Origin of the sequence: Pseudomonas sp. B21-019, from assembly GCF_024749225.1 — a bacterium.
Taxonomy (GTDB): Bacteria; Pseudomonadota; Gammaproteobacteria; order Pseudomonadales; family Pseudomonadaceae; genus Aquipseudomonas.
Genome location: NZ_CP087193.1, coordinates 2,881,107 through 2,893,314, shown reverse-complemented (window position 1 = coordinate 2,893,314; position 12,208 = coordinate 2,881,107). Strand labels below are relative to the sequence as shown.

Below are 12,208 nucleotides of genomic sequence, written 5' to 3'. Positions count from 1 at the left end.
TAATAACAACGAGAAGGTCTGCACTGGTACTTCGACAGCGCATCAGCTGCGCGTCAAAGCACTGTAGTTGATACCGCAGGATGGGGCTGGATCTTTGATGCTAGGAGATATCGCTGAAGGAAATATTGATCCAGGCCAGTGAAAACACCTGCGTCCTATCCCACATCGTCGCTAAGCATTGCGCTAAGCGTTTTTTGGCTGCAAACGAATTACTTGCGCTTGTAACTCTTGTTGCCGCTGGGCGTGAGGCAATACACCCCACCTCTTGGCCCGGTGCAAAACGTACCGGTGCCACAGGCGCAGCCGTCGGTTTCCTGCAACAGCGTCTGCGGCCGCGCCTGGCTTTTAGTGCCAAACATCGCCGAACAGCTTTTCTTCGAACCGCTGATGGAACCGTCATTGCACAGGAACAGATCACCGTCGCAACGATCGATACCGCCCTTTTTCCCCGAACACGGCGTATTGGCAGCCCAGGCGGATGCACCGAACAGGCACAACAACAGCACAAATATTGGCATCCAGCCACGAACCATTAAAGTGCGCACAGTGCAGCTTCCCTTTAGAGTCATGGCTGGATGATATCAATGTTGCGACCAGCCTCACGAGACCACATGAAAGTTAATTTAATCAGCCGCATGTAATTCTTGGCAAAATGCCTCAACTTCGTATTGAACCGATTATCAGGCAAGCCCTATGACCCGCATCTTGACCATCGAAGACGACGCCGTGACCGCCCGGGAAATCGTCGCCGAACTGAGCAGCCACGGCCTTGAGGTGGATTGGGTCGACAATGGCCGCGAAGGCCTGGAGCGCGCCGTCAGCGGCGACTACGACCTGATCACCCTCGATCGCATGCTGCCGGAGCTCGATGGCCTGGCGATTGTCACCACCTTGCGCACCATGGGCGTGGCCACGCCGATCCTGATGATCAGCGCCCTCTCCGACGTCGATGAACGCGTGCGTGGCTTGCGCGCCGGCGGCGACGATTACCTGACCAAACCGTTCGCCACCGATGAAATGGCCGCCCGGGTCGAAGTCTTGCTGCGCCGGCAGAACACCGTGTCCGCCCAGGCCACCACGTTGCGCGTGGCCGATCTTGAGCTGAACCTGATCAGCCACGAGGCCAGCCGCGACAGCCAGTTGCTGACGCTGTTGCCCACCGAATACAAGTTGCTGGAATTTCTGATGCGCAACACCGGGCAGATTCTGTCGCGGATGATGATTTTCGAAGAAGTCTGGGGTTATCACTTCGACCCCGGCACCAACCTGATCGACGTGCACATCGGCCGTCTGCGCAAGAAAATCGACCCGCCAGGCAAAGTCCCACTGATTCGGACCGTGCGAGGCTCGGGTTATGTCATTGCTGAACCCCTCTAAAGGCTGGCGTTCCTCCAGCAGCCGCTTGCTGGCCCTTTACAGTTCGCTGTTCGTGGCCTGGAGCGCGATTCTCATGGGGGTCATGTATTACGAGGTGTCCAGCTACCTCGATACCCTCGCCAAACACTCGCTGATGCAACGTCAGCATCTGTTTTCACGCTTCCAGGGCGAGCAACTGGTCGATGCCCTCGCCGCCAGCATGACCTTCGACATTCGCGGCATCGATGCCTATGGCCTGTTCGATGGCCAGCAGCGTTATCTCAGCGGTGCCTTGCGCCAGATCCCCGAAGGCCTGCCGCTGGACGGCAAGATTCATATGCTCGGTGACTGCGTCGAATCCGACGACCCGACCCTGCCCGCCGACAGCTGCGACGCCGTCGCGACCCGAACCCTGGACGGCCGCTGGCTGGTGCTGGTGCGGGACAACGGTTCGTTGTTTGCCGTGACCCGGATCATCCTGCACGCGCTGTTGTGGGGCGTGTCGCTGACGATTTTGCCGGGCATCGCCGGCTGGCATTTATTGAGACGGCGCCCGCTGCGGCGGATCCGGGCGATCCAGGCCAGCGCCGAAGCCATCGTCGCCGGCGACCTGACCCGGCGCCTGCCGCTGTCCGATCGCCGTGACGAACTGGACATGCTCGCCGCCATCGTCAACGCCATGCTCGAACGCATCGAGCGCTTGATGCACGAGGTCAAGGGCGTGTGCGACAACATCGCCCATGACCTGCGCACGCCGCTCACACGCCTGCGGGCGCAGCTGTACCGGATTCAGCAGCAGGCCGATGAAGGATCGACGCTGGCCGTGCAACTGGACTCCGTGCTCGGCGAGGCGGATACCTTGATGGCACGTTTTCGTGGTTTGCTGCGGATTTCCGAGCTGGAAGATCGCCAGCGCCGTTCGGGTTTCGTGCAACTGGACCCGGTGCCGTTGCTGCAAGAACTGCACGACTTTTACCTGCCGCTGGCGGAAGAAGGCGAACTGACCTTTGAACTGCAAATGCCCGAATCCTTGCCCGGGCTCAACGGCGACCGTGCTCTGCTGTTTGAAGCCGTGGCGAATTTGCTGAGCAACTCGATCAAATTCACCCCGCCGGGTGGCCAGGTGATTTTGCGTGGGGTGAATGACGCGGGGCACACACGCATTGAAGTGCTCGACTCCGGCCCCGGGATTGCGCCGGCCGAGCGCGAGGCAGTGTTTCAGCGTTTCTATCGCGCTGAAGGCGGCAACCCGCAAAGCGGTTTCGGGCTGGGGTTGTCGATCGTCGCGGCGATCATCAGCCTGCACGGATTTACGCTGGAAGTGGGCGACAGCGAACTGGGTGGCGCGCAGTTGATGATCGACTGTCGGCAGAGCCTGATTCCCCAGGCTTGACCCAATCTCCATAACAAAGAAGATCAATGTGGGAGCAGCCCTGTGGCGAGGGGGGCTTGCCCCCGTTTGAGTGCGTAGCGCTCACGAGATCTTTGGTACATCAGAGATTCTGGGGCTGCTTCGCAACCCAACGGGGGCAAGCCCCCTCGCCACAGGGGCACTTCCCACAGCGGATTTATGCTGTTATCGGGCCTGGGCTCGATTCAATACCCCGGAACCTCGCGCACAAACTCTGACAGGTCGGTGATCGGCGGTATGGCCGGAATATCGAAGTACATCTGGATCACCCAGCCCCGGTGATAGCTGGCGTGGTTGACCACATGCAATAGCATGGCGCCAGCACTCATGACCCCGCTTTCCCCCGACATGGAGGTGAATTCGATGGGTTTATCCAGCGACTCCTCGGTCTGGGCCGAGCTCCAGCCACAGAACCATTGATCAATCTCCTGTTGCGCCATTCGCAACTCGGCGAGCTCGGTATGGAGCAGGCCATGGGAGGTTTTGAAGTCGTGCCCCCGGCCCTCCAGATGAGCTTGCCAGATGCAATCCACCACATAGGTGTGGTTCAAGGCGCCGATCATGTTATTGAACACCGACACCCGTTTGCGATTGAGCTCCTCCGGTGGCAGCGCCATGAGGCTGTCGAAGAGTCGCTGATCGGCCCAACGCTTGTAATCGGCGAGCATGCGGGCAGTGCGTACGTTGATCATCAGAGATCTCCCATAGCGATGGGCGCATTGCCAAGAATAGCCCTCGCAGCTGGTTGCAGCCTAAACCCTGATCATCGGTTGCGCCGCACGACTTTGTAGCAGCTGCCGAAGGCTGCGTTCGGCTGCACAGCAGTCGCTAAACTATACGCTGCGGGTGGGTCAGATAAACCACGTGCGCAGGATTCACGACTGCTGCGCAGCCGAACGCAGGCTTCGCCAGCTGCTACAGAGTTTCATTGCGAATTAAATGCTGCACCACCCGTTTGGCCAGCGCCAGGCAACTGGTCAGCCCCGGCGATTCGATGCCGAACAAGTTAACCAAACCCGGTACGCCGTGAACGTCCGGGCCGCTGATGACGAAATCGGCGGCCGGCTCGGTCGGCCCGCTGATTTTCGGGCGAATACCACTGTAGGCCGGTTGCAGACTGCCATCGGGCAACGCCGGCCAGTAGCGTCGGATCGCCTGATAGAAGCCTTCGCCACGATGGGGGTCGACGCGATAATCGATCTGCTCGACCCATTCGACATCCGGCCCGAAACGCGCCTGACCACCCAGGTCCAGGGTCATGTGCACGCCCAGCCCGGCGCTTTCCGGTGCTGGATAAACCAGATGCCGGAACGGCGCCTGGCCGCTGAAACTGAAGTAGCTGCCCTTGCACAACCAGGCTTTGGGCACGTGCCGCGCCGGCAAGCCTTCGATCCGGCTCGCCACCTCAGGCGCGGACAATCCGGCGCAGTTGACCAGTTCACGACAGCTCAAGGTCATCGGCTGAGCCCCACCCATGTGCAGCTCGAAACCCTGTTCGGTACAACGGGCCGATGTAAGCGGCGTATAAAAGGCCACCGAGGTGCCCCAGGCTTCGGCATCGGCCTGAAGCGCCAGCATCAAGGCATGGGAATCGACAATCCCGGTGGACGGTGACCAAAGCGCTGCAACACAAAACAACGCCGGCTCAAGCGCTCGTGCCTGACCGGCATCCAGTAATTGCAGGTCATCGACACCGTTGCGCCGGCCTTGCTCCAGCAACGCCTGCAAGGCATGGCGCTGACGGTCATCGGTGGCCACGATCAGCTTGCCGAGGCGCCGGTAATCGACACCGCGCTCATCGCAGAAGGTATACAGGCGTTGCTTGCCCTCCACGCACAATTGCGCCTTGAGACTGCCGCTCGGGTAATAGATCCCGGCGTGGATCACTTCCGAATTGCGCGAGCTGATGCCCACGCCAATCCCCTCGCCCGCCTCGACCAGGATCACTTCTCGTCCGGTCCGGGCCAAGGCTCTGGCCACCGCCAGCCCGACCACGCCAGCCCCGACTACCACGCATTCGATATCGACGCTCACCTGCCCTCCACTCATTCAAGCCAACCCTGGATGCGATAATCGATCAGGCTGGAGGATATCGCCAGCATGACCTCATACGGTCTGCTACGTGGCGTTCACACTATATGTTTAATTTCCCATTTAACGATCATTCAAAATGACAATTAACTGTCATTGACCTGAACACTTTCCAACTTCCCCCCTTCAACACAACCTTAACCGGCTATCGGCGATTGACTTTGCCAACCTGCCTGAGTAAATTGCGCCGGCCGATAACAACGGCTTTTTTTCAACTCACAAAAGAATTCAATGGACACAGTATCTAGTCGCTGTCGGATGACTGCTCACACGCAGGATCTGGCACATAACCCAGACAATGACGGGCCTCGACTTTTCGGTCGAGTGAGCTGCGCTAGAGCTTGAGGCTCCACCGTAACTTGCCTCACCGGAATCATTCCGGCCCAGAGGCATGTTATGAACTTCAAAACCACTGTACTGCCGGGCGTACGCGCCTTTGCATCGACCATGCGGGTCAAGCCCTGCCGTGAGCGTCTGCCGACGACTCGGCTCTGCGCCCCGTTCTCCGCCCCTTCTACCCACGCCAAGGTGCGCCCTCGTGCCAACTGGCGTGTCTGCCCGACGACCGGCCGGCTTCAGCAACGCTGGAGCTTCGACGACAGTCAGGACCCACAAAGTCGGCGCATCGCGCGCCTCTTCCAGCAGGCGAGCCTGATGCTCGGCCTGTCTATCGGGGCATGCATTTTCAGTTGATCTGAAGGCACTTTAAAGTCCTTCCAGAACGGTTTCCTTACATGGGAATCCGACAACTTCTTATTGCCCGTAAAAAACTAAATCACTGGAATTAGTTATAGACCTGTAGGAGCTGGCGAAGCCTGCGATCTTTTGACTTTGCTTTTAAAAATCAAGATCAAAAGATCGCAGGCTGCGCCAGCTCCTACAGGATCGGGTGTTATTCAGATATCACAATCCGGCTTGCGGGCCTTCAATAAATGCAATACGAAACAAGGGAGAGCCCTCATGTCGGGAACTACTCTACTGATCAACCTCGCCGGCTCCATTGCCCTGTTGCTATGGGGCACTCATATGATTTCTTCGGCGCTGTTACGCGGCTTCGGCACGCCACTGCGTCAGTGGCTGGGCCACAACCTGAACAACCGCTGGATGGCGTTGCTGTCGGGGATAGGTATCACCGGGGTCTTGCAAAGCAGCACCGCCGTGAGCCTGATGGCGACCTCGTTCACTGCCGCCGGGACGCTGGGACTGGCGCCGGCCCTGGCGGTGATGCTCGGCGCCAACATCGGCTCAACCCTGGTGGTGCAGTTGCTCAGCGTCGATGTGTCGATGCTCACGCCCAGCGTTTTGCTGGCGGGCCTGATCGTCTTTCGGCTGCGCGATGACTCGCGCTACGAAAGCGTCGGTTGTGCACTGATCGGCCTGGGGCTGATGCTGCTGGCCTTGCACATGCTCGGCTCCACATTGGCGGAAGTCGAAGGCACGCCGATCTTCCAGCTGATCATGCAGAGCCTCGAGGGCGATCTGGTCATTGCGCTGCTGGTGGCGCTGATCCTCACCTGGCTGTGCCACTCCAGCGTGGCCGTGGTGTTGCTGATCGTCTCGCTGGCCGCCACTGGCATGCTCTCGGCCAGCACCATCGTCGCGCTGGTGCTGGGGGTGAACATTGGCGGTGCGCTGCCCTCGGTCATCAACGCCGGATCGAGCGTCGGCCGACGCCTGCCGCTGGGCAACCTGCTGGTGCGCGCGGTCGGTGCTCTGGCGGTCTTGCCGTTTGCCGGGTTGCTCGCTCAGGCGCCGCTCGCGCCCTCGACCCTGGTGGTGTGCCTGCACACCGGTTTCAATCTACTGCTGGCGTTGGTGTTCATCGGTCTGACCGACGTACTCGCCAATGCCCTCACCAGACTGCTGCCGGCACCTGAGCAGGATGTCGATCCCGGCATGCCGTGCTATCTGGACGAGGCCGGCCTGGAAGTGGCCAACATCGGCCTGTCGAATGCCGCTCGCGAAGCGTTGCGCATGACCGACATGTTCTCGACCATGCTCGGCCGGATGCTGCAGCTGTTCCACACATCGCTACCGGCCTGCGCCGATGAAGTGCGGCGGATCGATCAATCCCTGGACCTGCTCAGCGCGGCGATTCGCGCTTATCTGGCCGACATCGGCAAGGAAGGCATCAGTGACAGCGATGCCGATCGTTCCCAGGAAATCCTCACGTTCGTGATTAACCTCGAACATGCCGCGGACATTCTTTCCAGCAGCCTCACGCAGTTGGCCATGCGCCGCTTGCGTCGGGGTGAACAGTTCTCGGCCTTCGAACTGGGCAACATCGCCCCGCTGCACGACGCCGTTCTGGAAAGCCTGAGCCTGGCGATCACCGTGTTCCTGCGCGAAGACATCGCCACCGCCCATCAACTGATCCAGCGCAAGGAGACCGTCAGAAGGCTCGAAGCCTGCGCCAGCCGCGAGCACTTTCGCCAGTTGCAGGAAGACAAAAGTACCTGGGCGCAATCCGGTGATATTTTCCAGCGGGTACTGCGTGATTACCGGCGCCTGCATCACCACATCGCCGCCCTGGCGTATCCGCTGCTCGAACGCGCCGGTGAGCGCTCGGTCGAGAGCATCGACGCTCCCGTTACGGATCGCATGACGGTAGATCTGGCTGGAATTGAGTGAGGCATATATCGATCGGCAGGGAACTCCTGACCACCGCCAGGCATCCTAAATTATGTGTTACTTCCTTCACGCTTCACGCTTTCGGAGGACGCCGTCATGCGCCGTCTGTTTTTAGTATCTTCACTCGTGCTTTGCTTGCCCTTTGGCTCAGCCATGGCCCGTGTGGATGCGGGCGATGTCGCCACCTCAGCCGGGATCTCCGCATCGCTGTACTCAACATTCAAGGATCACAAAATGGTCGTCCCTGCCCGGGATGACGCCTCCAGTTTTGTCGCCAGCGGCGGTACGATCCGTGGCGTCTACCTGGAGTCGGTACTGAAGGAGATTCGTCAAAATCATCCCGACCTAAAGGCCAGCGATGAAGACCTGGCCAGAGCGATCCTCGTTCAGGAAGGTGTGCCAGCGGGTCAATAAAGTCTCAAATGCAAGCGGTAGGGCTAATGACGGCCCTACCTTGCTTCAGCGCTGTTCTTCTCGACTCCTGCGGACAAGCGTGCCCAGCTGGCGACCAGTTGCGCGCTGATGCTGACGCCGCCGCACACCACAATCACTACGTCATGGGCCTCGGCAATTGCCGGATGGTCGAGGTAGGCAATCGCCAATGAAACGCCACACGCCGGTTCGACCAACTGGCGCAGGTCGTTGGCGTAACGGACCACGCCCATGATCGCCTCATCATCGCTGAGCACCACGCATTCATGCGGGAAATCAAGGATGTGCTGCACCGGCCAAGCGGCCACTTGCGCGGCGCCGAGTGACGTGGCAACGGTGTCGATGCGCGGCAATCTGACCGGGTGCCCGGCAGCGATGGCGGCAGCGAACGACGCCGCCCCCTGGGTTTCGCACGCAACGATCCGACAATCCATGCGCTGATGACGGATCAGGCCGGTGAGCAGGCCCGCCAGCAAACCGCCGCCCCCCACGGATGTCACCAACGCATCGACTTGAGGGCAGTCCTCGAGGATTTCATCGACCATCGTACTGTGCCCTTCCCACAACACCGGGTGATCGAAAGCCGGGACGTATTCGGTGTCCGCACCCTGCGCGAGTTCTTTCGCCCGTTGATTGGCCTCGTCCCAGACCTTGCCATGGACAATCACCTCGGCACCGGTTTTCCTGATTCTGGCGCGGGTGGTTTCCGGGGTCGTGTTCGGCACCACGATGCAGGCCTTCAGCCCAAGGTTGGCAGCGGCCACCGCCGTGGCCAGACCGGCATTACCACCGGAAGGACAGACGACTTTGCGCTTGCCCTGCTCTGCCGCCTGGCTGCACAACAGGCCCATGCCGCGCAGTTTGAACGAGCCGCTGGGTTGCAGGTTTTCCAGCTTGAGCCAGATTCGCCGGGTCGGAGTCGACAGACCCGGGTGCAGAATCAGGGGCGTTCTGATGTGAAGCATCGTGTGCTCCTTGTGACAGCACCGGCGCGTTGAGATCTTTCAACGGGCCGGAAGTGAACGGACAGGCTCATCCTTATCCAAGCTTAGTTCACCCTGCTCGACGACTGCCGCTCTCATAACGGGCTGCCCCTCTACACTGGTGATATGCCCTTTTTGCGAGATCAGTTATGAAAATCTCGGCCAAACTCGCGTTTTTCGCCCTCGTCAGCACCCTTGCCTACCTCGCTCTCGCGGTGTTCGGGCTGGGCGGGTTGGCGGCGTTTTTCTCGCATCCACCGCTGGTGGTCATTGCGCTTGCGACCCTGGTGATGGCGATCGTGTCGTTGTTCAGTGAGGGCAATTTGAGCACTGGCGAACGTGAAGACCGGGCCAATCGCTGGGTGCTGCCGGTTTTCGGGGTGCTCGGGTTGTTGAGCGGGTATCTGCCGGCCTACACCGACCGGATCGACTTCTGGACCTTCGGTGGCGAGGGTGTGCGTTGGCTGGGTGCGCTGCTATTCATTGGCGGCGGCGCGTTGCGGATGTGGCCGGTGTTTGTACTGGGCAAGCGCTTCAGCGGATTAGTGGCGATTCAGCCAGGACACCGCCTGGTCACCGACGGAATTTATCGGAATGTTCGCAACCCCAGCTACCTGGGGCTGCTGATCAATGGCGTGGGCTGGGCGCTGGCCTTTCGTTCCGGTGTCGGGTTGCTACTGGTGGCGCTGATGTTGATACCGCTGATCGCCCGCATTCGCTCTGAAGAAACGCTGTTACGCACGCAGTTCGGCAGCGAATACGAGGCTTATTGCGCCCGTAGCTGGCGATTGATTCCGGGGATCTACTGAAATAAATCTAACTTCAATTGTGGGAGCGAGTCTGTGGCGAGGGGGCTTGCCCCCGTTTACGTGCGTAGCACTTACAAGATCTTTGGTAGATCAGAGATTTTGGGACTGCTTCGCAGCCCAACGGGGGCAAGCCCCCTCGCCACAGGCCCGCTCCCACATAAACTCGCATCAAGAGAGTGTGTACAGGCTGATTTGGCTGTCGAGATCCAAGCGCACTTCGACCGAGTCATAACTGGCCAGTGTGGCGTGCCGGGTCAGAAGGGGATGAACGTGGGTCGCGGTGATGACCATGATATTGGCACCCGCCGCCTCGCCTGCGCGAATTCCGACGTCGGCGTCTTCGAAGATCAGGCACTCGGCTGGGTCCACCTGCAGTCGACGAGCCGCCAGCCGATAGCCTGCAGGGTCGGGCTTGCCGGCGCTGACGTCTTCGGCGGTAACCATCACGCCAGGCTCGGGAATACCGGCCGCGGCCATTCGGCGCAACGCCAGGGCCCGCGGCGCAGAGGTGACGATGGCCCATTGGTGGGCGGGCAGCGACTTGAGGAAATTCGCCGCGCCGGACACCTCGACAATCCCCTCCACATCATCGATTTCCGCCTCGGTGATCCACGCCGCTTCAGCTTCGGCATCTACCCCTGGCAACGCCAGGCGATTGATGGTGTCGATGGCGCGAACGCCATGGATGGTCGGCAGAAAGGTTTCGACATCGACGCCGTGGCGCACGGCCCAGGTTGTCCAGATCCGCTCGGCGGCGGCGATGGAGTTGAGGACGGTGCCGTCCATATCGAACAGCAAGCCACGGAATGACCTGTTGAGCAGGGATGTTTTGACAGACAAAGGGCGACGTCCTTTTGCAAGAGCCAGGCAAATGTTGTCCGCTAATGTACACCAGCTCCTACACGGTTCGGGTCGACTGCAAGGCGCGTTGCACACAATCGAGCAACTGCCCCACCGCCCAGGGTTTCCTGATGAACGAAACCGGATGCTTGACCCCGGAGCTTTTCGGAGTTTCGAAGCCGGACATGATCATGATCGGTTTGTCTGGCCAACGGTCGCCAAACTGATTGGCCAGGTCCGCGCCATTGAGTTTGCCCGGCATGGTGATGTCCGTCAGCAACAGTCCCACCTGCGGCGCGTGCTGCTCCAGAAACTGTGAAGCCGCATCCGCGCTGATCTGTGGTTCAACCGCAAAGCCTTCCTCCTGAAGAATTTCGCAAAGAAACTCGAGGATCAACGGGTCGTCCTCAACCACAAGAATCAAACCGTCAGACAAATGCGCGCCCGCCGTCGATACTGGACTCATCACTGTGCCACTCCCTGATTTTTTCATTGGTTGCGCGGGCTCAAATCCGCCTCCCATTCAGGTATGAACAGCGGACTTCGCGGAAAATTCATTTTTGATGCGGTTGTCCTGGACATTCTCTGTTCAAGCCGACAAACACGACCGTTTGTCAGCGCGTAATTGTGGTTAAAATGCCGCCCCCTTCTACATTGCCGACCTTGCCCGATGAATCCAGACGCCCTCTCCATCCTCCACGACCATTTGCTGACAGCACTTGCGGCCGCCCCCGCAGAAACCCGTCGGCTGTTTCACGGCCGTGGGCGCTGCTGGCCGGGGTTGGAGCAATTGACCGTCGACTGGCTCGAGGGCGTGGTGCTGGTCTGCGTGTTCAAGGAGCCGCAAGCGTCGCAACTGGATGATTTGAAGCAGCGACTGATGGCGATCACGCAGGCGCCTGCGTGGAAAACCTCCGGCGCGCATACCATGCTGCTGCAACATCGCTATCTGCAGGAAAGCACCACCGAATGGCTGATCGGGGAGCCGATCGAGGAAATGACGATCACCGAGGGCGGCCTGCAGTATCGCGTGGACCTGGGCCGCAAACAGAACACCGGCCTGTTTCTCGACATGCGATACGGCCGCGATTGGGTGCGGGCCAATGCGGATGGCAAGCGGGTGCTGAACCTGTTTGCCTATACCTGCGGGTTTTCAGTGGCCGCCCTCGCGGGAGGCGCTACGCATGTGGTCAACCTGGACATGTCCCGCGCGGCCCTGAGCCGTGGTCGCGACAATCATCGGCTCAACGGCCATGACCTGAGCAAGGTGAGTTTTCTCGGCCACGATCTGTTCAAGTCCTGGGGCAAAGTGATCAATAGCGGCCCTTATGATCTGGTGATCATCGACCCACCGTCCTTTCAGAAAGGCAGTTTCCTGCTGACCAAGGATTATCAGCGCGTACTGCGCCGTCTGCCGGAGTTGCTCAGCCCTCAGGGTACGGTGCTGGCCTGCATGAATGATCCGGCCTTTGGCGCGGACTTCCTCATCGACGGCGTCACTCGCGAAGCACCGAGCCTGCGGTTTGAGCAACGGTTGGAGAATCCGCCGGAGTTTCCCGATGCCGATGTCGAGTGTGGGTTGAAGGCGTTGGTGTTTAGACAGGGGTAATTGAAGATCAAAAGATCGCAGCCTTCGGCAGCTCCTACGCGCCTGT

The 12,208-nt window shown here is 59.9% G+C and carries 13 protein-coding genes; 7 read left to right on the top strand and 6 right to left on the bottom strand.

The features are described 5' to 3' along the window. Positions 1 to 209: 209 nt before the first annotated feature. Positions 210 to 533 carry a hypothetical protein gene (locus tag LOY36_RS12960; protein WP_258674179.1) on the bottom strand — a complete coding sequence of 108 codons (324 nt, stop codon included), beginning with the start codon at positions 531 to 533 and terminating at the stop codon, positions 210 to 212. Positions 534 to 693: 160 nt separating this feature from the next. Here LOY36_RS12960 and LOY36_RS12955 point away from each other — a divergent pair, with 160 nt between their 5' ends. Both LOY36_RS12955 and LOY36_RS12950 read left to right on the top strand, forming a co-directional pair. Next, positions 694 to 1,377, top strand: a complete 684-nt coding sequence (locus LOY36_RS12955) for a response regulator transcription factor (RefSeq protein WP_019651649.1) — start codon at positions 694 to 696, stop codon at positions 1,375 to 1,377. Next, positions 1,355 to 2,749: a HAMP domain-containing sensor histidine kinase gene (locus tag LOY36_RS12950; RefSeq protein ID WP_019651650.1), complete on the top strand. Its 1,395-nt coding sequence runs from the start codon at positions 1,355 to 1,357 to the stop codon at positions 2,747 to 2,749. The genes LOY36_RS12955 and LOY36_RS12950 overlap by 23 nt, the downstream gene beginning before the upstream one ends. A gap of 203 nt (positions 2,750 to 2,952) precedes the next feature. Here the strand turns inward: LOY36_RS12950 and LOY36_RS12945 are convergent, their stop codons facing one another. Beyond that, positions 2,953 to 3,459, bottom strand: coding sequence for a DinB family protein (locus LOY36_RS12945; protein ID WP_258673908.1), 507 nt, complete (start codon positions 3,457 to 3,459; stop codon positions 2,953 to 2,955). Between the two features lie 223 nt (positions 3,460 to 3,682). Further along, on the bottom strand, positions 3,683 to 4,801 hold the full coding sequence (locus tag LOY36_RS12940; protein ID WP_258673907.1) for an NAD(P)/FAD-dependent oxidoreductase: 1,119 nt from the start codon (positions 4,799 to 4,801) through the stop codon (positions 3,683 to 3,685). 453 nt (positions 4,802 to 5,254) lie between these two features. Between LOY36_RS12940 and LOY36_RS12935 the strand changes: the two genes are divergently transcribed. From LOY36_RS12935 to LOY36_RS12925, 3 genes are all read left to right on the top strand, one after another. Further along, on the top strand, positions 5,255 to 5,551 hold the full coding sequence (locus LOY36_RS12935) for a hypothetical protein (protein ID WP_018928973.1): 297 nt from the start codon (positions 5,255 to 5,257) through the stop codon (positions 5,549 to 5,551). A gap of 267 nt (positions 5,552 to 5,818) precedes the next feature. Beyond that, complete coding sequence (locus tag LOY36_RS12930) at positions 5,819 to 7,489, top strand: Na/Pi cotransporter family protein (protein WP_258673906.1); 1,671 nt, start codon at positions 5,819 to 5,821, stop codon at positions 7,487 to 7,489. A 96-nt stretch (positions 7,490 to 7,585) separates the two neighbouring features. After that, positions 7,586 to 7,903: a DUF2388 domain-containing protein gene (locus tag LOY36_RS12925; RefSeq protein WP_019578720.1), complete on the top strand. Its 318-nt coding sequence runs from the start codon at positions 7,586 to 7,588 to the stop codon at positions 7,901 to 7,903. Between the two features lie 35 nt (positions 7,904 to 7,938). Here LOY36_RS12925 and LOY36_RS12920 read toward each other — a convergent pair whose 3' ends face one another. After that, positions 7,939 to 8,886, bottom strand: coding sequence for a pyridoxal-phosphate dependent enzyme (locus LOY36_RS12920; protein WP_258673904.1), 948 nt, complete (start codon positions 8,884 to 8,886; stop codon positions 7,939 to 7,941). 167 nt (positions 8,887 to 9,053) lie between these two features. On the opposite strand from LOY36_RS12920, the gene LOY36_RS12915 reads away from it, so the two are divergent. Further along, positions 9,054 to 9,713: an isoprenylcysteine carboxylmethyltransferase family protein gene (locus LOY36_RS12915; RefSeq protein ID WP_019651656.1), complete on the top strand. Its 660-nt coding sequence runs from the start codon at positions 9,054 to 9,056 to the stop codon at positions 9,711 to 9,713. 168 nt (positions 9,714 to 9,881) lie between these two features. On the opposite strand, the gene LOY36_RS12910 is transcribed toward LOY36_RS12915, so the two are convergent. Next, positions 9,882 to 10,553: an HAD-IA family hydrolase gene (locus LOY36_RS12910; protein WP_258673903.1), complete on the bottom strand. Its 672-nt coding sequence runs from the start codon at positions 10,551 to 10,553 to the stop codon at positions 9,882 to 9,884. Positions 10,554 to 10,611: 58 nt separating this feature from the next. After that, on the bottom strand, positions 10,612 to 11,019 hold the full coding sequence (locus LOY36_RS12905) for a response regulator (RefSeq protein WP_258673902.1): 408 nt from the start codon (positions 11,017 to 11,019) through the stop codon (positions 10,612 to 10,614). Positions 11,020 to 11,223: 204 nt separating this feature from the next. Between LOY36_RS12905 and LOY36_RS12900 the strand changes: the two genes are divergently transcribed. Further along, positions 11,224 to 12,162 (top strand): class I SAM-dependent methyltransferase, encoded by a 939-nt coding sequence (locus LOY36_RS12900; RefSeq protein ID WP_258673898.1) that lies wholly within the window; start codon positions 11,224 to 11,226, stop codon positions 12,160 to 12,162. Positions 12,163 to 12,208: the final 46 nt, after the last annotated feature.